This window comes from Paenibacillus albiflavus (genome assembly GCF_004344915.1).
GTDB lineage: Bacteria > Bacillota > Bacilli > Paenibacillales > NBRC-103111 > Paenibacillus_AM > Paenibacillus_AM albiflavus.
On record NZ_SKFG01000014.1, the window covers coordinates 58,142 to 77,823 of the forward strand.

A 19,682-nucleotide genomic window follows, 5' to 3' on the forward strand; every position below is an offset into this window, starting at 1 on the left:
TTTCTAATAGGAGTGATTTTGAGACAATGGTTGAGCTTAAAGATGATCAAGCGGCTGAAACGATGGGGTTATCTCCAGTTAGGCTGCAGAACGCATGGAATGTGATTCGATCTGAAATTGCAAGAGGAATAACACCTTCTGCAGTGGCAATGGTGACGCGTCATGGACACAGTGTCCGTTTTGCTGCTGGCTATGCTAGTGAAGTGAATGGCAAGCAAGATCCTGTAAATTACGACACGATCTATGATGTAGCTTCTCTTACCAAAGTAGTAGCCACATTACCACTTATGCTCATGTTAATCGAACAAGGTAAAGTTCGGCTCAAAGATCCTGTTAGCTTCTACCTGCCAGAATTCGCATCTATGAATAAAACACATGTCACAGTAGGCCATTTGCTAACACATACTTCGGGTCTTGCTCCATTCTATGATATGCATACGCATGGCTGGAGCCGTGAGAAGATTATGAGCTTTATCTATCAATCCACCTTGGAATACGAGACTGGGACGAAGATTATTTACAGCGACCTAGGTTTCATTTTGCTAGGTGAAATTATTACGACGATATTGGGAATGCCGCTTGATCAAGCAGCGGATCAATTCTTGTATCAGCCACTGGGCATGAAAGATACCGGATTCATTATGCCTGAACAGCTTAAATCTCGAATTGCTGTGACAGAGTATGATTCCGCCCTTGGAGAGCATTTGCACGCAATCGTACATGATGAGAATGCACGTGCGCTTGGCGGAATTTGCGGACATGCAGGCGTGTTCTCAACGGTTAGCGATCTGTCTCTTTTTGCCCAAATGTGGTTAGACGGTGGTATCGTTAACGGTGAACAGCTTCTGTCCAGAGTTGTAATGGAAGCTTCAATCGTATCCAAAACCGGTGGAATTGTTGGCGGCAATCGTGGAATCGGCTGGCAGCTTAAAGGTGATAAGTATGATGCTTCTGGCGATTTGTTATCGAATGCGACCTACGGTCATACAGGCTTCACAGGTACAAGTCTCTACATTGATCCAGTGAACGAGCTTAGTGTCGTGCTATTAACGAATCGGGTGCATCATGGCCGCAGCACATCCGTAGCTAGACTACGTGAATGCTTCCATAATGCAGTTGTATCGGCAATCATTTAAATTATATGTTCGGAACGCTCATTCCTTAGGGAATGGGCGTTTTTTTGTGCGTAACATATATTAGAATTTTATAACTTTTGTGGTCTGAATTTTAGTATGATAGGAATATCAGATGTTATAAAAGGAGGCAGCAGATGGCAACATTTCGGGTGGAACAGCAGCATTTTTTGTACAATGAGGAACGGATACAGTTAATTTCTGGAGCTATTCACTATTTCAGGGTCGTCCCCGCATACTGGAAAGATCGATTGCTGAAGCTGAAGGCATGCGGATTCAACACAGTCGAAACGTATGTAGCATGGAATGTGCATGAGCGTGTGGAAGGGCAGTTTAATTTTGAGGGTATGGCGGATGTTGTATCATTCATTCAACTAGCAGGTGAACTCGGTCTGCATGTGATTGTTAGGCCAAGTCCATATATTTGCGCAGAGTGGGAGTTTGGCGGCATGCCAGCTTGGCTGTTAGCTGATCCTGGAATGCAGCTGCGAAGTGATTATCAACCTTTCTTGGATAAAGTGGATGCTTACTATGATGTGTTGCTTCCGAAGCTCAGACCTCTCTTATGTACGAATGGCGGACCGATTATCGCGATGCAGATTGAGAACGAATATGGAAGTTACGGCAATGACGTTAATTATTTGAATTATTTGAAAGAATCCATGATAAGTCGCGGAATCGATGTCCTTCTATTCACATCTGATGGACCGGGAGACTTTATGCTGAACGGAGGTATGGTGCCAGGCGTACTGGAGACCGTTAATTTTGGCACGAAGCCTACTCAGTCTTTTGCTACATTGCGAGAGTATCAGCCTGATGGTCCCCTGATGTGTATGGAATATTGGAATGGCTGGTTCGATCATTGGGGAACTCAACATCATACAAGGGATGCCAAGGATGTCGCTGCTGTACTGGATGAGATGCTGGCAATAGGCGCTTCTGTTAACTTTTATATGTTCCACGGTGGAACCAACTTCGGATTTATGAACGGTGCGAACAATAATGACGGGAATAGCTATAAAGCGACGACAACAAGCTATGATTATGACAGTCCAATAAGCGAATGTGGTGATTTAACGGAGAAGTATTACGCAATTCGTGATGTTGTTGGCAAATACTTAGCACTTCCTTCTGTCGAGCTGCCAGCGCCTATTCACAAGAAAGCCTATGGGGAAGTGTTCCTGGACAAGCAAGCAGGCTTATTTGAGTCTTTAAGCAAGCTCTCAAGCGGTATTCGCTCTACGAAGCCTGAGCCAATGGAATTCTATGGACAGGACTATGGCTTTATCATGTACACGACAACTGTAATCGGACCTTATGAGCATACGCAATTGACCCTTCAGCATGTGCGTGATCGAGCGCTCATCTATTTGGATGATGTGTATCAAGGTGTGATCGATCGCATGCAGAATGAAACGAGTCTTCTCGTTGATATTCCAAAGCGAGCGTGCAAGCTCACTATTTTGGTGGAAAATATGGGGAGAACGAATTACGGTCCCTATTTGTGTGATCGCAAGGGAATTACGGAGGGTGTCAGACTTGGTCTTCAATTCTTATATAATTGGACCGTGCATTCACTTACGCTTGATGATATATCTCAGTTGGAATTTACGTCTATTCAGCAGATCAAAGAGCAGCCAGTCTTCTATCAGGGGAGCTTCGAGGTTGAAGATGTTGCAGATACGTTCTTACTCATGGAAGGCTGGCATAAAGGCATCGCTTATGTGAATGGATTTAATCTCGGACGCTACTTTGAGATTGGTCCTCAGCAAACCTTATACATACCGGCACCACTGCTGAGAGCAGGGCGTAATGAGATTACTATATTTGAGCTTCACGCAGCTAATTCCTTTTCACCTAGCGTCAAGTTAATCGATTATCCCATATTGGGATGAAATGAATTCCACGAAAGCATCACTGCTTTTGTGGTTTTTTTGTTGTAGAAATAAATGCTAATGAATACTTTTAGTCTGTAAGTAATTTACAGGAAATTTACGAACGGTAATGATAAAATAAATGAAAATAGTGACGAAAAATGATCGTAAAGCACGGATATCATCCCATTTATCGGGAGCAAATGAAGCAAGTGATGCAATATGCAGGGCCTCGGATGAATATTCGAAATCCGAACTTGGCTATACGCCATGTGTCAGTTCAAGAAAACGTTGAAATTGTTCCAATTTGGCACAAAATAGACTAATAATTCTTCTAATAACGACAATATTCTCTGTAATTCTACATATTTATATATTTTACATTAAATTAAGCAGGAATTTTATAGTATTTTGTAGAATTTATGCGAGTAGAAAATGAGCTCATTTGGTCCTAGGAGGAATAATGGTGACTTGGATTTATGGATTCTGCGGTGGGATCATTTTTATTGTATTTGTGATGTTGGTCTATAAAAGAATATGTGTAGTCCGTACACAGCAAATGAACAAGCCTGAACCTGACCAGTCTTTATTTGACACTTTATTTATTAATAGTATGAATGGTGTTGCGGTTCTGGATTGTGATGAAAGAATAATAAGAGTCAATTCAGCCTTCAAAAATATGCTGGGCTACATGGAAGAAGAAATATTACAGAAATCTCTTGGTTCATTCGTTCTTGAGGAAGATCAACCACTGAGTGTGCAAGCTAAGCTTCAACAGCAGCCAGGCGCAGGAGTTACAGGTCTAATGACTGCTGCCAAGCATGAGCAGGGATATCGTGTTGAGCTTAAATCATCTGCTGTTCCAGTAATATTGGATGAAACTGCGGCACAGGGTTATCTCGTTATTTGCGAGGATGTCACAGAACGCAAACGATTTGGTGAGCATATAAGGCATATGTCATTCTATGATGATATGACGGGATTGCCGAATAGGCAATTGTTTCAGGAAGAGCTTAGTAAGCTATTACGAACGACGCCAAAGCAAGAGGGAAACAAGCTTGCGGTGTTCTATGCGGATGTTATTGATTTTAGAATTATTAATGAGTCTTTTGGATTTGAACATGGAAATATGGTGCTCTTGCAGCTAGCAGAACGGTTTATGCGTTGTATAGGTGAGAACGACATACTCGCAAGATCGGAGGGTGATCAATTCGCTTTCTGTTATCCGAATGTAAAGGATATTGACCATGCCTTAGAGCTCGCGCAATCAATTGCTAGTGTAATGGAGCAACCATTCGTCGTTGATCAGCAGGAGGTCTATATCTACATATGTATTGGAATCGTACTGCATCTTAATGAGAAAGATACAGCAGATATATTGATGAAGAATGCTAATATTGCACTTACGCAAGCTAAGGATAAGGAAAAAAGTAATATTCAGGTGTTCCATGTGGCGATGGAAACCTATTCGATTCAGCGTCTTAAGTTGGAAAATGAGCTGCGTCATGCTATTTCTAACCAAGAATTCATTCTGCATTATCAACCGCAAGTCGATATACATACAGGCCAAATCATTGGTATGGAGGCATTGGTTCGCTGGATGCATCCGACCAAAGGGATGATTCCTCCTAAAGAATTTATACCATTAGCTGAAGAAACCGGCTTCATTGTTCAGCTAGGAGACTGGGTGCTATACGAAGCATGCAGACAGAATAAAGCGTGGCAGGATCAAGGACTATTGCATGTGCCCGTATCCGTTAATTTGTCCATGCGACAATTCTCTGAACATGGGATAAAGAACAAAATTTCTGAAGTGTTGGTAGATACAGGACTTCCTCCAAAGTACTTGGAAATTGAAATTACAGAGAGCATGACGATGGACGTTAAGCATGCTTCAGATTGGCTCAATAAGCTTAAGAAGCTTGGGGTTCAAGTGGCTATTGATGATTTTGGAACAGGCTATAGTTCCCTATCTTATATTAAGCAGTTCCCGATTGATAAGCTCAAAATTGATCGTTCATTCGTGAATGATATGCTGCTAGATCCGAACAATGCGACCATCGTATCTACGATTATAGCGATGACTAGGCAGCTTAATCTCAAGGTGATTGCCGAAGGCGTAGAGACAAAGGAACAGCTGCAATTTCTACAGGAGAAGCAGTGTGATGAAGTGCAGGGCTTCTTGTTCTCTCCACCTGTCCCGTCGGATACAATGGGATCTTTACTGGAGCAAGCAGTTCAATAACGGTTTAATATAGAAAAAACGCATTCGACCTTCAAAGTCGGATGCGTTTTTTCTTGTTAACTAGTCGTTATGTTATCGATCTCATTAAACTTATAAGTAAATACTTTCTTCTCATCCACATGATAAACGGTCAATGTTTCTTCTTCCGATGAAATATGGAGAATACGGCAAGGAAGATCAAATGTTAATCCTTTTCCCTGAACGACATGCAGTCGTACGAGTGAATTGTCGTTCTTTAATTTGGTGAATCGGTCTAACCATGCTTTGGAGCCAGCAGAATTGATTGCTTTGGGCTTTGCATCGGATAGTTTATTGGGGGATTTGGATGGAGCAGCGATTACAGTGCCTGACTTTAATCCAATTGGTTTGGAGAAATCGGATTTCATCGCATTCTCTACGCGAGAATCAGACGATTTGGCCGATTTATTTAAATCGATTAGCTTACCCAGTTCAACACCATTCACTATTTTATAATCCTTAACTGCATCTGAGCGGTTAAGGGTTTGCATTAACTTTTCCAAGGCTAGTCCATTCGATAATTCTTCTAACAAAATTTCAACAGTAAATAAATAACCGGATTTATTATTCTGATTGGAACTCATGACTTTATCACTACCTTAATCCAGTAAAATTATTTGAAACCGTTCATCTATACGACTTTAGGTATAAATATAACATGTCGATAATGCTGAACAAATGAGTCTTTAGTAGGAGATAATCGTACAAACTTCAATAGTTGAACGGTTTGTGACAAATGAGCATATAATGCGATATGCATGAATCTTGAATGTAAAGGATGAGCGGATGTCATGATTCGTATGGAACCAGTTGATATAAATGGACGCACAGCTATGGCAATTGAAGTAAAGCTTCCGAAAACAACATTAATCGCCATTACGACCAAGATTGGCTATATCATGTGTGGCGCCCTGGACGTAGGATTGCTGAATGAACGACTTAAGGATCGGCAGATTATTGCTGCAAGGGCTACCGGTGTGCGAACGATTGAAGATCTGCTTACTATGCCTTTGGAATCCGTTACAGAAACAGCCGCATCCATGGGAATTGTAGCTGGTATTACAGGACGAGAGGCAATTGAGAAAATGCTGCAGCATGAATGACTAGTTGATTATATCAATAAAATGAATAAATGACGAAAGTTCACGAGTTAGTCGTAATTGCGGCTGACTCTTTTTTGATTGTTTAGTCACAATTCAGACACATTATTGGAGGTAATTAACTATTGGCGCTTAGGGCCAAAACTTGAATAACCCTTTGTTTACGCTATAATAAGGCTGATTGGTTCATGGTTTGAATAATTGAATTATGAAAATTAATAATATTGCTGTGATATTTGTTATAGTTTAGTGAAAAATGGCCTTTATTGATTTTTGTATTCGATATATAATAAACTTATATGTATTGAGAATCATTGATAATCAATTTAGAATGATTATTAATTGAAAAATATACTTGTATATTGGAGGGCTTTGAATATGTCAAAATCACCTAGATTAACGATTGAAGACTTAAGAGCGGAAATTGAAGGTAAAGAAATCCTTAAAGGCTTAAGCCTTGATATAAAGGGCGGCGAAGTACATGCTATCATGGGACCTAACGGAACAGGTAAAAGTACGCTTGCTTCTACACTAATGGGTCATCCGAAGTATGAGGTAATGGGCGGTTCAGTTACATTTAATGATGAAGATCTTCTGGAAATGGCAGTTGACGAAAGAGCACGTGCTGGTCTATTCCTTGCCATGCAATATCCAAGTGAAATTACAGGTGTAACGAATGCTGACTTCTTGCGCTCTGCGATTAACGCACGCCGTGAGGAAGGCAATGAGATTTCATTAATTCGTTTCATTCGTCAAATGGAAGCCAAGATGAAAGATCTTGAGATGAACCCTGAGTTCGCACACCGTTATTTAAATGAAGGTTTCTCAGGCGGCGAGAAGAAACGTAATGAAATTCTTCAAATGATGCTGCTTGAGCCAAGCTTAGTTATTCTGGATGAGATTGACTCCGGTCTAGATATTGATGCGCTTCGTATCGTAGCTAATGGCGTTAACAGCCTGCGCAGCGAAGATCGTGCATTCCTGATCATTACGCACTACCAACGTTTACTTAACTATATCACACCTGACTTCGTACACGTTATGATGCAAGGCCGTATTGTGAAATCTGGCGGTCCTGAGTTGGCACAACGTCTTGAGAACGAAGGATATGATTGGATTAAGGAAGAGCTAGGAATTGTTGACGAAACAGTTGGTCAAGAAGAGGAAGAATTTCAAGTTCCAATGAACACAAAAGCGCCAAGATAATTAACTTTTAGGAGGAATTCACATGACAGAACAAGCTATCCTTCCGATTGATCTGGCGTCTGTAACGGAATTGTCCAAAGTTAAAGGCGAGCCTGAATGGATGACTACTCTTCGTTCAGAGGCTACTGAACTTGCTAGATCGTTGGAATTACCTAAGTTAGAGAAAACAAGAGTCGACCGTTGGGATGTACATGCTTACGGTTCCTATAAATCATCAGCAGCAATCGCATCCATTAGCGAGTTGCCAGAGTCCGTACAATCATTCGTAACGAATGATAATGTTGTAATTCAACGTAATTCAGATGCTGTTTATACCAATCTAAGCGAAGAGCTGGCCGCTCAAGGCGTGATTTTCACAGATCTTGGATATGCACTACAATCTCATGGTGAGCTTGTTCGCAAGCATTTCATGACCGTTGTTCGCAAAGACGAGAATCAATTGACAGCACTTCATGCTGCATTATGGAGCGGCGGCGTATTCCTATACGTACCGAAGAATGTGAATGTATCCATTCCTCTACAAGCGTTGTTCTTGTCAGAGGATCATGATGCAAGATTCGTACCGCATGTCCTAATCGTTGCTGAAGACAATTCGTCTGTGACCTATGTTGATCATTTATTATCAACAGCTTCTGCTACTGGTGCAAAGCTTACTCATAATGGTATTGTAGAAGTAGTAGTTGGCGCAGGCGCTACTGTAAATGTGGCATCCGTTCATGGTTTGAATGAGAATGTAACTGATTTAAGCTATCGCCGTGCTACTGTGGCACAGGATGCTACAGTGAATTTCGTTGTCGGTGATATGAGCGATGGTAATGGTATGTCCGATACGACAGCGATTTTGAACGGCAATGGTTCTAATTCAGACACCAAGATTGTGCTCGTTGGATCAGGCGAACAGAAGTTAAGCGTAACGACAAACACGGTTCATATTGGTAAAATGTCATCTAGCGATATGATTACTCGTGCCGTTATGCGCGATTCTTCTTCAGCGATTATTAATGGAATCACCAAGATTGAGAAAGGCTCAACTGGTGCAAACGGTCAACAAACTGAAAAGGTGTTAATGCTTAGCCCATCCGCTCGTGGTGATGCGAATCCGATCCTTTTAATTGATGAGGATGATGTTAAAGCAGGTCACGCTGCAAGCGTAGGTCAAGTTAACCCTGAACAGGTTCACTATATGATGTCACGTGGTATTGCACGTGAAGAAGCACATCGTTTGATTACTTTTGGTTTCCTTGCTCCAGTAGTTTCGGAAATCCCTGTAGAAGCGATTCAAACAGCTCTGCAAAATTTGATTGAGAGGAAGCTTGGACAATGAATGTTTCTGAAATCCGCAAATTGTTCCCAATACTGCAGCAGGAAATAAACGGTCATCCGCTCGTTTATTTGGATAGCGGCGCGTCAGCGCAGCGTCCGATTTCTGTCATTGAAACGATGAAGCGGTATGAAGAAACGGATCATTCCAATGTACACCGCGGTGTACATACACTTGGTTCACGTGCGACGGAAGCTTATGAAGCAGCACGTGCTAAGGTAGCTCGTTTCATCGGAGCAGCTTCAGAGGAAGAAATTATTTTTACACGTGGTACGACAACTGCTCTTAACCTGGTCGCTGGATCTTATGCTCGTTCCGTGTGCAAAGAAGGCGATGAAATCGTCATTACGCCAATGGAGCATCACGCGAATCTTATTCCGTGGCAGCAAGCAGCTAAAGCGACTGGCGCAACACTAAAATATATTCCACTTCAGTCAGATGGTACAATATCAATAGCGGATGTAGAAGCAACTATTACTGATCGCACCAAAGTCGTAGCGGTAACTTATGTTTCGAACGTACTAGGTTGTATTAACCCTGTACGTGAGATTGCGGAGATCGCACATCGTCATGGTGCAGTGATGGTTGTTGATGGCGCTCAAAGCACCCCACATATGAGAGTTAATATGCAGGAGCTTGGCTGTGACTTCTACGCTTTCTCTGGACATAAAATGTGTGGCCCAACGGGTATCGGGGCACTATATGGAAGGAAAGCACTGCTTAACAACATGGAGCCGATTGAATTCGGCGGCGAGATGATAGATACAGTAGAATTGTATGATTCGACTTGGAAGGATGCACCTGCAAGATTTGAAGCAGGCACACCGATGATTGCGGGTGCTATTGGTCTTGGGGCTGCAATCGATTTTCTGGAAGAGATCGGAATGGATGCTATTGCAGCGCATGATCGTCAGCTTGCAGCATATGCTGCAGATAGACTATCAGAAGTAGAGGGCGTTACGATCTACGGTCCGCGTGCGGATCGGACGGGACTCGTGACCTTCAACCTGCTTGATATTCATCCACATGATGTATCTACTGTATTAGACGCTGAAGGTATAGCGATTCGTGCAGGTCATCATTGCTGTCAGCCGCTTATGCGCTGGTTGCAGGTTTCATCGACAGCACGTGCAAGCTTCGCATTGTACAATACAGAAGCGGAAATTGATCTACTCGTTGCAGCTCTAAATAAAACAAAGGAGTACTTCGGCTATGCAACTAGATGATTTATATCGTCGTGTTATTATGGATCACTATAAGCATCCGCATAATCGTGGAAAGTTCGAGAACCTGGATTCGATTACGGTTAACTTGAACAATCCGACTTGCGGTGACAAAATTGCGCTTCAAATGCAAATTGAAGATGGAATTGTCGTTGCTGCCAAGTATGACGGAGAAGGTTGTTCCATCTCTATGTCATCGGCATCGATGATGACGGATGCTGTAAAAGGCAAAACACTTGAAGACGCACTTTTATTAGTGGATGATTTTTCCAGCATGATGAAGGGCGAGGACATTCAATTCGAATATGAAGATATTGAGGCTCTGTCAGGCGTATGCAAGTTCCCGGCACGTATCAAATGCGCTACGCTAGCATGGAATGCGCTTCGTAAAGGCATCGAGCAAACAAAAACAGAGGAGGGTAAATAAATGGCTAAGAAAATGCCCGAAATGGAAGATTACAAGTATGGTTTTCGTGATGAACATAAATCTATTTTCCAGTCAGGTAAAGGCTTGACTCGTGAAATCGTTGCAGAAATATCGAAGATGAAAGGCGAGCCAGATTGGATGCTGGATTTTCGCTTGAAATCACTCGAAATTTTTCAATCCAAGCCAATGCCTAATTGGGGCGGCGACATGAGTGATCTTGATTTTGATGATATCCAGTACTATGTTAAGCCTTCCGAGAAGCAAGGTAAAACATGGGAAGAGGTTCCAACTGAGATCAAGGAAACTTTTGACAAGCTAGGAATTCCTGAAGCTGAACAGAAATACCTTGCGGGTGTATCTGCACAGTATGAATCTGAGGTTGTTTACCACAGCATGCAAAAGGAGCTTGAGGATCAAGGGGTTATTTTCACTGATACAGATACTGCACTTCGTGAATACCCTGAGTTATTCCGCAAACACTTTGCTACTGTAGTTCCGCCAAGTGATAATAAATTTGCTGCACTGAACTCCGCGGTATGGTCAGGCGGAAGCTTTATCTATGTACCAAAGGGTGTTAAATGTGAAGTTCCGCTTCAAGCGTACTTCCGTATTAACTCTGAGAATATGGGTCAATTCGAGCGTACACTTATTATTACTGATGAAGATAGCTTCGTTCACTACGTTGAAGGCTGTACAGCTCCAATCTACTCAACAAATTCTCTGCACTCCGCGGTTGTTGAGATTATTTGTAAGAAGAATTCTCGTGCTCGTTATACAACGATTCAGAACTGGGCACCGAATATCTATAACCTTGTAACCAAGCGTGCAGTCGCAGAAGAGAATGCAACGATGGAATGGGTTGATGGTAACATCGGTTCCAAGCTGACAATGAAATACCCAGCTGTTATTCTCAAAGGCCGTGGTGCCAAAGGTACCGTTCTTTCAATCGCAGTTGCAGGTAAAGGTCAGCTTCAAGATGCTGGTGCGAAGATTCACCATCTTGCTCCAGATACGACATCAACTATTATTTCGAAATCCATTTCCAAGCATGGCGGTAAAGTAACTTACCGTGGTCTTGCACAATTCGGTCGTGATTCTGATGGGGCTAAATCGAATATCAAGTGTGATACCCTTATCCTTGATAATCAATCCACTTCAGATACGATTCCATATAATGAAATCAAGAACGATAACATTATTCTTGAGCATGAAGCAACTGTATCCAAAGTTTCTGAGGATCAATTGTTCTACCTCATGAGCCGTGGATTGACGGAAGCAGAAGCAACTCAAATGATCGTAATGGGCTTCATCGAGCCATTCACGAAAGAGTTGCCAATGGAGTACGCTGTTGAAATGAATCGTCTCATCAAGTTTGAGATGGAAGGTTCTATTGGTTAATTGCAACAAGCCTAGATGCAACAACGTTGTTATAAGAAAGGTTCAACCTCTTAGAAATATGAGGTTGAACCTTTTTTGTGTTAATCAATTTAAGCTTGAGCCACTGGAACAAATGCAGTGTGCCTGCTGTCCCTAGTGATATCTTGGGACGCATCGAAGATGACGGCAACCATCTCATCCTACATAATGGACCCTTGAGTAAGTTAAGGATCATTTTGCCTAAACATAATTTTTCGTAAAATAGTTTATATTCAAAAAATAAGTTTACATTTTATCCCTTTTATAATATAATCTAATTAAATGATTATTAAATTAGATAATATTTAAATTAGATATTGATTAAATTAGAAGTGTGGGTGCGACTAATGCAATTGGATAAGGTGGTCAACTATCATAAGGCTCTTGCAGATCCTACAAGAATAAAAATTTTAATTCTGCTCGCTGATGGAGAAATGAATGGCCAAGTATTGGCGGAAAAGTTATGTGTTACACCTGCAACAATAACTCACCATGCTACGAAATTAAGAGAAGCTAGTCTGATTAACGAACGCAGGGATAAAAATACGATTTATTTTTCATTAAATCATTACTTTATCAAGAATAGTGCCACAGCTACAGAAAATTTGATTTATCGAAAAGATAATAATTCCAAGGGAGGTACGGACATTTTGCAAGATGATTATAAGCGAATGAAGGACTCTGTCATTAGAAACTTTTTCACATCCGAAGGGAAATTGAAAAGCCTACCCGCTCAACTCAAGAAAAAACTTATTGTGTTGGAACATCTAGTTTCCCAGTTGGAAAAAGGGCGGAAGTATAGCGAGAAGGAAATCAATGATTTTATTAAAAATTTCCATGAAGATTTCGCAACGATACGAAGGGAATTTATTATGCACCAATTCATGTTCAGGGAAAGCGAAGTTTACGAATTAAACCCACAAGAAATGTGGGCGAGGTGGGAAGATCTGTCATGACAACTATAACAAGTAAAAGTCCCTACGTACCTTAAAGGTATATAGGGACTTTTGTTATTTTTAGGAAGATTTAAGTTGTTAATTATCGTTAACTGGTCTCATAACTTGTAGTGGTGGTGGGATTACCCAGCCTTTTTCTTTGCTTAGTCTAAGAATCTTCAAGCCTATTACAGCTTTTGTAGCATGATATTTAGCAAATAAAGCTCCCACATCTTCTCTGATGGAAGTTCCGATAATTGCGCTACATCCAACCAATCCTGCAGATAAGCCGGCAGCAACGATAACTGATAGTTCTTGATCTGAAAATCTTGCTCCGACAGGTATTTCTTCCAACTTAACTTCTGGTCTTTGGGGTAATGATGGAGAAGTTGCAATCCCGTTGGCAATAAGAATTGTGTCACATTCACTAACCTCAAGCTCAGCTTGATTGATCACGTCCTCAATGATTTCCTTTAGATCCTTATCCCCCGCATGAAAATAATACAATCGATTAATCGATATTAAACCTTTTGAAGCAGTAGAAAACTGCCACATATTATAAATTTCCCCGTAATGAAGAGGTTCATCTTTCGGGTCGCCACTTAATATTCCCATTGATTCTAATCTCCTTGTCAGTTGATGTCATCGATGGTTATAATACCCGATCTTAAAAACACTATTCTTTATGGATTAATCAATAAAGGCTGCCCTTATAAGTAGTTTCTTTCTACTTAGGCAGCCCTTCTGTTTAGCTAAATGTTATGTCATGAGCACGGTTTGGATTTCTAACTCTCGATTCTTGGTCATATCAACAAATTTATCGTCGATTTTAATGAGTGGACGGAAGAAGTCCGTAGGATTCGTCATGATGATCGTACCCTTCTGACCGTTGGTGAGGATAACTTTCTTGTTAATAAAGTTAGGCAGCATGTTCTTAATGAACGTTTGAACGATTGTCGGGTCCAGCTTGCCAAAACTCATTTCATTTAATTCTTTGAGTACATAGAGAAGATCGCGATCATCTGAATACACTCGCTTGGAGATCATAGCGCTGTAAATATCAGCAACAGCAATGATTTTGGCTATCGGGTGAATTTGATCGGCGGTTCTGCCTTCTGGATATCCTGATCCATCTGAGCGTTCATGGTGCTGCAGTGCTGCAGCGGCTAGATCTTCGTCCTGCATTGAATTCATGATGATCTCGTAACCATAAGTTGTATGTTTCTTTGCTTCTTCAAATTCTTCTTGCGTTAGTTTAGCAGGCTTAGTCAAGATTTGAGGATCAACTTTACTTTTGCCAATATCAAGCAAGAAGCCTGCTTTACCAATAAACTTTGCTTCCTGTTCCGATTTGTTCAGCCAAATAGCAAGGAAATAAGAGATAATACCTACTCGTACACAATGTTGAAAAGTATAATCATCATCGGAGCCAAGTGAGAGCAGTAAACTTACTACGTCTTTCTCTTGCTTGATGTTGTTCATGAGAGGTGAGAATGAAGCGTTTACAACTGATATGTCAATTTGACTATTTAATGCTGCACGATCAAATAGATCTTTGACACCTACTATTGCTTCATGGAATGAAACAACCGTGAAAGGAGATAAATGATCGGATATTTCAATAAGGGAGGCGTCTTGGTCGACAGATTCCATAACTGCTGTCTGTGTAAGTATCGGGTTAGATTCTGTCTGTGGAACTTCCCGCCATTTGATGCTCACGTAATCAACTTCATGCTTAATGAGATATTGAATGTCTTGTGAGACGAGTACGGTAGAAGCAGACAATAAATGCAATCCAGAATGACTATAGACGTCTTCGATTAGTTGATCTCCTGATTTAAGATTATGAATGCTTATTTTCATTCGAGGTCACCTTTACTGATATCTGAAGATATCGATTAATAGAACAATTAACAGTTTTATAGTAACAGTTCCTAAATTACAGCGCAATGAAAATTATATGAAAACACTTCTCCTCTAGCAAAAATGAGCTTAAGTGCCTATATATTTGGCATAGAGGGATTTAGCGGCAATGTGATCGGTGACACCTTGTATAATTACTCTTCCATCTTGGAACAAAGTGATGACAATTTCAGGATCTGGACTGAATTTGAGCAAGTAGGTGTTCCGCGTAACAGAACCTATTCTGGACAGCTTCGCTTCCCATTCTTCAAGCGATAATGCTGCTGGGGATATCGGCAATATCTGTACGCTATTACGACCGCACAAAGTGATGATTGTATCTGCATAGTTGTTAGCTTCTAAGTAATCATATTGATGCTGTCCACATGCAGGGCAATTAGGTTGATGAGCATTTGCTACATCTACTGCATAAGTATGATTGTGCCAAAGATCAAAATGTACCATTGTACGATTCAGTACCTCTGGTTTATTAATCAGCAGTTTGAAAGCTTCTGTAACTTGATGAGAAGCGACTGTATGCGATGCAGTTGCTATAATTCCAGCTGTATCACACGTTTCAGCAATGCCTGCTGCAGGCGGCTCGGGAAATAGACAACGCAAGCATGGCGTTAAATGTGGAATGATGGTGTAGGAAACACCCCTGGACGCAACAGCAGCTCCATAGATCCAGGGAATATTGAATTTAAGCGCTATATCGTTAATGAGATATCGAACTGCAAAATTGTCTGAGCCGTCGAGAATGAGCTCGACATCACTTAATAAATGCTCTGCATTAAAGGGATTTAGATCGACTACATGTGGATCAATCTGTACAAGAGAATTAACAGATGCAAGTTTCTTAGCTGCAGCAATTGCTTTGGGAGTACCCTCCTTAGCATCCTGCTCATTATATAGGGTTTGTCTTTGTAAATTACTTATTTCTACATAATCACGGTCGATGATGCGTATATAACCAATACCTGCCCGAACCAATTGATCAGCGAGCATCGTACCAAGTGCTCCAAGACCTACAATCGCAACTCTTGATTCAGATAGCTTGCGCTGGCCAATCTCGCCAATACCAGCAAATCGTATTTGCCTTTCATATCTCGGGTCTGTGAAGTTCATTTTATGAAGGCTCATCGCAGCATAGTCTCCTTGCTCTTAGGTTCATTATGGGTACCTATTAGCATACCATATTTGCATGCGTTTGGAATATGTAGGTGTTATAATGGTAGGAAGCCAAAGGGATGAATGGAGGTGCAAGATCATGTCTCAAGGCGTACAAAAACTTGTTCTATTACATACGAATGATCTTCACAGTCATTTGGAACAGATGACGCGTATTGCATCCTATTGTAAGCAGAAGCGCAGTGAGGTTGGAAACGATCAATTGCTTACTTTGGAGATCGGCGATCATATGGATCGTATGAGTCCTGAAACGGATGGAACTGCTGGTAAGGTTAACGTTGAAGTGATGAATGCTACAGGTTATGATGCAGCAGTTCTTGGCAATAATGAAGGGCTTACCTTCACACCAGCGATACTGAGAGAATGTTATTATAATCAAGCTAATTTCCCTATTATTGGTAGCAATATACGCGAAGTGGAGTCCGGGCGCATCCCAGATTGGATGGAACCTTATGTCATTATTCAGAAGGGTCCGCTTCGGATTGGACTCATTGGTGTAACTGCTGCTTATCAAACCTTCTATGCTGAGCTTGGTTGGAATGCTACGGATCCGCTTGAAGCGGTATTGACCTATGTACGAGAATTAAGACAGCAAGTCGATGTGATCATTGTGATGTCTCATCTTGGTTATGGCTTTGACGAGCGTATGGCGAAAGAAATCAGTGGTATTGACCTTATTCTGGGTGGGCATACCCATCATGTGATCACCGAGCCGCATGTGTTTGGCAACACACATGTATGTGCTGCAGGCAAGTTCGGACAATACATCGGAGAAGTGGAGATCGAATACATAGCAGAGCATGATGCTGTTTCAATTGTGAGTATCAATGGTAGGCTCATTGAAACAGATGAACTGCCTGCTGATGAAGAAGTAAGCGGAATATTGAAAAATAATGCCGATCAAGCAAATCTTGTGCTGTCCCAAGAGATTGTCCATTTAGAGGAAGATTTAGCTCTTAATTGGTATGAAGAATCACCATTAGGAAATTTGCTAGCGAGTGGACTGCGCAAATGGACTTCTGCCGAAATCGGAATCGTCAATGCCGGGCAATTGCTAAGCGGGTTATCCAAGGGAAAGGTAACGCGTGGTAATTTGTTAGAAATCTGTCCTGGGCCGATCAATCCATGTATATATTCGTTATTTGGTTATGAGCTTCGCGAGGCGCTCGAGCAATCACTAATGACTGAATTTACTTACAAAGAAATACGCGGATTTGGTTTCCGTGGTGAAGTGCTAGGCTCTTTATGTATAGATGGACTAACTGTCGAATATGATCTTAAGAGACAACCGATGGACCGAATTATTCGAATTGGAATTCATAACGGGAATTTTGAAGAGGAACGTCAATACCGAGTAGGGACAATCGACATGTTCACATTCGGCGTCGGTTATTTATCGCTTAGCAAAGGAACGAATATCAAGTACATGCTCCCAGAGTTCCTTCGGGATATTCTAAGTTATCAGCTCCAGGATACAACTGAAATCCAGCTTGCGAAGAGAAAGAGATGGATTCAAAGTTCTAGTTAGAATGGGAGAGTGTGTATGTACGATAATTACGTTGCCATTATTATCGGTATAGTAGAGGGCTTAACCGAATTTCTGCCCGTATCCTCCACTGGTCATATGATTCTGACACAGGAGCTATTAAACATTACACACGACGATTCTTTACTGAATACATTCGATATCGTTATTCAATTAGGAGCAATCCTAGCTGTTGTACTCGTTTATTGGAATCGAATTCTCAGCTTATTCGGAATTCGTGTTGGTGTGCAGCAGGCTAAACCAAATCAGATGGATTTAATTCATATCTTGATTGGAATCATACCAGCGATGGCACTGGCTTTCTTTTTTGAGGAAAAAATAGACACGTACTTATTCTCTCCTTATACCGTTCTAGTTGGTTTAGTTCTTGGGGGAATTCTCCTAATTGCTGCAGAGAAGATCGAGCACAGCAAACCCCTGACGGATGATTTGGATAATCTATCTTATCGTCAGGCGTTATCTATTGGCTTATGGCAGATTGTGTCTCTATGGCCTGGATTCTCACGTTCAGGATCTACAATAGCAGCAGGCATGCTCGTCGGTACTAACCGAAAGGTTGCTGCGGACTTTACCTTTATCATGGCGATTCCAATTATGTTCGCTGCTTCCGGTTATAAGTTGCTAACTACTTGGGATCAATTCACTCCAGACAGCGCAAGCTTCTTCGCAATTGGATTTCTCGTTTCGTTTATGGTAGCGCTGCTTGCTGTCGTTACATTCATTAAACTAGTAAGCAAGCTAAAACTAACCTATTTTGCCTATTATCGATTTGCACTAGCAGCCGTCTTTCTGGTCTATTTATTGGTTAAAAGGTAAAATGTGTCTTTATCTCGAAATGTACGCAATTTCACAAACAACATTCCTTTTTATGCCATAATTTACATTGCATCTTAAGTTGAAATATTTTAGAGTAGAATATGGATATAGATCATCAACAGTTAAAAGGATATGGGGAGTAACTATGCGTTTATTGCCAATCAACATGTGTCAGCCCGGTATGAGACTACATCAGAATATTTATAGTGCAGATGGCGTCATACTACTAGCTGAAAATGTTGAATTAACAGAGCATCTGATCAAGAGATTACAAACTCATGGGATCACCAATATATATGTTCAAGATCACAGGACCGATGATATCGAAATTCATGAACCTCTAAGAATGGAAACGAAAGCTAAAGTACTCGTTGAAATTCGTTCTTCTTTTCGCAAAATGATGTACGATACGAATTCAGATAATCGTCATACATATAGTTTTTTAGGCAAAAAATTTCGTGAAGTGTTCAGTCTGATTCTAGATGACATTAGCGATCATCGAGAGGCAATGTCGCTTATAACGAATATTTGTGTAATGGATTCACACTTATATCAGCATTCGATGAACGTATGCGTCTATACTTCTCTGCTAGGGATTGCTCAAGGGTATTCACGTGAAGAGCTTTATTCACTAGGGCTGGGCTCACTTCTTCATGATGTCGGTAAAGTGAAAATACCCAAAGAGATCCTATTTAAACCAGGCAAGCTGACAGATGAGGAATTCAAAGAAATTCAGAAGCACACGACCTATGGTTTCAAAATGCTGAAGGATGAGGCTAATATTCCATTGATTTCCGCACACTGTGCATTTCAGCATCATGAGAGAATGAACGGCAGCGGCTATCCACGTGGGATTGGCGGGGATGATATTCACGAATATGCTCAATGGATTGGGATTGTGGATTCCTTTGATGCCATGACATCGCAACGTGTGTATAGACAGGCAAAACTACCTCATTATGCGCTTGATATTTTGATGGCTGATGCAGGTACTTTATATGATAAGCAAAAGGTTGAAGTTTTCCGTAATAAAATTGCTATTTATCCGATTGGGATGACGGTAGCATTGTCGACAGGAGAGGTTGGAGTTGTTGTTGATTTAAATAACGATTACCTTCACCGTCCGATTGTACGTATACTGCAAGATCAAGATGGACAAGATTTACATGCACCATATGAAATTGATTTATCCAAGCACTTATCACTGATGGTTACTGAGGTTAATCCAACCAGTGGAAAAATGGCATAGATATAGATGAATGACCTGGGAAACCAGGTTATTTTTGTATTATAATAAGCAAGTTAAATCAATCAGTCGGGGGATAGCGT

General features: G+C 41.1%; 18 protein-coding genes. 14 read left to right on the forward strand and 4 right to left on the reverse strand.

The genetic code is table 11. The features are described from left to right. Positions 1 to 26 precede the first annotated feature (26 nt). From E0485_RS14845 to E0485_RS14860, 4 genes are all read left to right on the forward strand, one after another. The gene (locus tag E0485_RS14845) at positions 27 to 1,136 is read left to right on the forward strand and encodes a serine hydrolase domain-containing protein (RefSeq protein WP_132418849.1); all 1,110 of its coding nucleotides are present in this window, start codon (positions 27 to 29) and stop codon (positions 1,134 to 1,136) included. Positions 1,137 to 1,270: 134 nt separating this feature from the next. Continuing rightward, a complete protein-coding gene (locus E0485_RS14850) occupies positions 1,271 to 3,028 on the forward strand; it encodes a glycoside hydrolase family 35 protein (RefSeq protein ID WP_132418850.1) in 1,758 nt (585 codons plus the stop codon). Positions 3,029 to 3,168: 140 nt separating this feature from the next. Further along, positions 3,169 to 3,333, forward strand: a complete 165-nt coding sequence (locus E0485_RS25935; protein ID WP_132418851.1) for a nitrous oxide-stimulated promoter family protein — start codon at positions 3,169 to 3,171, stop codon at positions 3,331 to 3,333. A 137-nt stretch (positions 3,334 to 3,470) separates the two neighbouring features. After that, positions 3,471 to 5,252 carry a putative bifunctional diguanylate cyclase/phosphodiesterase gene (locus E0485_RS14860; protein ID WP_132418852.1) on the forward strand — a complete coding sequence of 594 codons (1,782 nt, stop codon included), beginning with the start codon at positions 3,471 to 3,473 and terminating at the stop codon, positions 5,250 to 5,252. 56 nt (positions 5,253 to 5,308) lie between these two features. On the opposite strand, the gene E0485_RS14865 is transcribed toward E0485_RS14860, so the two are convergent. Next, positions 5,309 to 5,854 (reverse strand): hypothetical protein, encoded by a 546-nt coding sequence (locus E0485_RS14865; RefSeq protein WP_132418853.1) that lies wholly within the window; start codon positions 5,852 to 5,854, stop codon positions 5,309 to 5,311. A 207-nt stretch (positions 5,855 to 6,061) separates the two neighbouring features. Here E0485_RS14865 and E0485_RS14870 point away from each other — a divergent pair, with 207 nt between their 5' ends. From E0485_RS14870 to E0485_RS14900, 7 genes are all read left to right on the forward strand, one after another. Further along, on the forward strand, positions 6,062 to 6,373 hold the full coding sequence (locus tag E0485_RS14870) for a YunC family protein (RefSeq protein ID WP_132418854.1): 312 nt from the start codon (positions 6,062 to 6,064) through the stop codon (positions 6,371 to 6,373). A gap of 375 nt (positions 6,374 to 6,748) precedes the next feature. Continuing rightward, a complete protein-coding gene (gene sufC / locus E0485_RS14875; protein WP_132418855.1) occupies positions 6,749 to 7,576 on the forward strand; it encodes a Fe-S cluster assembly ATPase SufC in 828 nt (275 codons plus the stop codon). A 22-nt stretch (positions 7,577 to 7,598) separates the two neighbouring features. Beyond that, a complete protein-coding gene (gene sufD / locus E0485_RS14880; RefSeq protein ID WP_132418856.1) occupies positions 7,599 to 8,900 on the forward strand; it encodes a Fe-S cluster assembly protein SufD in 1,302 nt (433 codons plus the stop codon). After that, positions 8,897 to 10,123 (forward strand): cysteine desulfurase, encoded by a 1,227-nt coding sequence (locus tag E0485_RS14885; RefSeq protein ID WP_132418857.1) that lies wholly within the window; start codon positions 8,897 to 8,899, stop codon positions 10,121 to 10,123. Before sufD ends, E0485_RS14885 begins: the two co-directional genes overlap by 4 nt. Continuing rightward, on the forward strand, positions 10,110 to 10,547 hold the full coding sequence (sufU, locus tag E0485_RS14890) for a Fe-S cluster assembly sulfur transfer protein SufU (protein ID WP_132418858.1): 438 nt from the start codon (positions 10,110 to 10,112) through the stop codon (positions 10,545 to 10,547). Before E0485_RS14885 ends, sufU begins: the two co-directional genes overlap by 14 nt. Then, positions 10,548 to 11,945: a Fe-S cluster assembly protein SufB gene (sufB, locus tag E0485_RS14895; protein ID WP_132418859.1), complete on the forward strand. Its 1,398-nt coding sequence runs from the start codon at positions 10,548 to 10,550 to the stop codon at positions 11,943 to 11,945. Positions 11,946 to 12,310: 365 nt separating this feature from the next. Continuing rightward, positions 12,311 to 12,919, forward strand: a complete 609-nt coding sequence (locus tag E0485_RS14900) for a metalloregulator ArsR/SmtB family transcription factor (RefSeq protein WP_132418860.1) — start codon at positions 12,311 to 12,313, stop codon at positions 12,917 to 12,919. Between the two features lie 78 nt (positions 12,920 to 12,997). Here the strand turns inward: E0485_RS14900 and E0485_RS14905 are convergent, their stop codons facing one another. From E0485_RS14905 to E0485_RS14915, 3 genes are all read right to left on the reverse strand, one after another. Then, a complete protein-coding gene (locus tag E0485_RS14905) occupies positions 12,998 to 13,513 on the reverse strand; it encodes a DUF3231 family protein (RefSeq protein WP_132418861.1) in 516 nt (171 codons plus the stop codon). A 144-nt stretch (positions 13,514 to 13,657) separates the two neighbouring features. Beyond that, the gene (locus E0485_RS14910; RefSeq protein ID WP_132418862.1) at positions 13,658 to 14,761 is read right to left on the reverse strand and encodes an HD-GYP domain-containing protein; all 1,104 of its coding nucleotides are present in this window, start codon (positions 14,759 to 14,761) and stop codon (positions 13,658 to 13,660) included. Positions 14,762 to 14,890: 129 nt separating this feature from the next. Then, complete coding sequence (locus E0485_RS14915; protein ID WP_235857586.1) at positions 14,891 to 15,943, reverse strand: ThiF family adenylyltransferase; 1,053 nt, start codon at positions 15,941 to 15,943, stop codon at positions 14,891 to 14,893. 127 nt (positions 15,944 to 16,070) lie between these two features. Here E0485_RS14915 and E0485_RS14920 point away from each other — a divergent pair, with 127 nt between their 5' ends. From E0485_RS14920 to E0485_RS14930, 3 genes are all read left to right on the forward strand, one after another. After that, positions 16,071 to 17,519 carry a bifunctional metallophosphatase/5'-nucleotidase gene (locus tag E0485_RS14920; RefSeq protein WP_132418863.1) on the forward strand — a complete coding sequence of 483 codons (1,449 nt, stop codon included), beginning with the start codon at positions 16,071 to 16,073 and terminating at the stop codon, positions 17,517 to 17,519. A 15-nt stretch (positions 17,520 to 17,534) separates the two neighbouring features. Continuing rightward, on the forward strand, positions 17,535 to 18,353 hold the full coding sequence (locus E0485_RS14925; RefSeq protein ID WP_132418864.1) for an undecaprenyl-diphosphate phosphatase: 819 nt from the start codon (positions 17,535 to 17,537) through the stop codon (positions 18,351 to 18,353). A 145-nt stretch (positions 18,354 to 18,498) separates the two neighbouring features. After that, positions 18,499 to 19,602: an HD-GYP domain-containing protein gene (locus E0485_RS14930; RefSeq protein ID WP_132418865.1), complete on the forward strand. Its 1,104-nt coding sequence runs from the start codon at positions 18,499 to 18,501 to the stop codon at positions 19,600 to 19,602. Positions 19,603 to 19,682: the final 80 nt, after the last annotated feature.

Bases quoted from the DNA above. Each gene is read 5' to 3' on its own strand.
- sufB (WP_132418859.1), top strand. From the start codon at position 10,548: ATGGCTAAGAAAATGCCCGAAATGGAAGATTACAAGTATGGTTTTCGT.
- E0485_RS14910 (WP_132418862.1), bottom strand. From the start codon at position 14,761: ATGAAAATAAGCATTCATAATCTTAAATCAGGAGATCAACTAATCGAA.
- E0485_RS14915 (WP_235857586.1), bottom strand. From the start codon at position 15,943: ATGAGCCTTCATAAAATGAACTTCACAGACCCGAGATATGAAAGGCAA.
- E0485_RS14900 (WP_132418860.1), top strand. From the start codon at position 12,311: ATGCAATTGGATAAGGTGGTCAACTATCATAAGGCTCTTGCAGATCCT.
- sufU (WP_132418858.1), top strand. From the start codon at position 10,110: ATGCAACTAGATGATTTATATCGTCGTGTTATTATGGATCACTATAAG.
- E0485_RS14920 (WP_132418863.1), top strand. From the start codon at position 16,071: ATGTCTCAAGGCGTACAAAAACTTGTTCTATTACATACGAATGATCTT.
- E0485_RS14850 (WP_132418850.1), top strand. From the start codon at position 1,271: ATGGCAACATTTCGGGTGGAACAGCAGCATTTTTTGTACAATGAGGAA.
- E0485_RS14930 (WP_132418865.1), top strand. From the start codon at position 18,499: ATGCGTTTATTGCCAATCAACATGTGTCAGCCCGGTATGAGACTACAT.
- E0485_RS14925 (WP_132418864.1), top strand. From the start codon at position 17,535: ATGTACGATAATTACGTTGCCATTATTATCGGTATAGTAGAGGGCTTA.
- E0485_RS14860 (WP_132418852.1), top strand. From the start codon at position 3,471: ATGGTGACTTGGATTTATGGATTCTGCGGTGGGATCATTTTTATTGTA.
- E0485_RS14905 (WP_132418861.1), bottom strand. From the start codon at position 13,513: ATGGGAATATTAAGTGGCGACCCGAAAGATGAACCTCTTCATTACGGG.
- E0485_RS25935 (WP_132418851.1), top strand. From the start codon at position 3,169: ATGATCGTAAAGCACGGATATCATCCCATTTATCGGGAGCAAATGAAG.
- E0485_RS14885 (WP_132418857.1), top strand. From the start codon at position 8,897: ATGAATGTTTCTGAAATCCGCAAATTGTTCCCAATACTGCAGCAGGAA.
- sufD (WP_132418856.1), top strand. From the start codon at position 7,599: ATGACAGAACAAGCTATCCTTCCGATTGATCTGGCGTCTGTAACGGAA.
- E0485_RS14845 (WP_132418849.1), top strand. From the start codon at position 27: ATGGTTGAGCTTAAAGATGATCAAGCGGCTGAAACGATGGGGTTATCT.
- sufC (WP_132418855.1), top strand. From the start codon at position 6,749: ATGTCAAAATCACCTAGATTAACGATTGAAGACTTAAGAGCGGAAATT.
- E0485_RS14870 (WP_132418854.1), top strand. From the start codon at position 6,062: ATGATTCGTATGGAACCAGTTGATATAAATGGACGCACAGCTATGGCA.
- E0485_RS14865 (WP_132418853.1), bottom strand. From the start codon at position 5,854: ATGAGTTCCAATCAGAATAATAAATCCGGTTATTTATTTACTGTTGAA.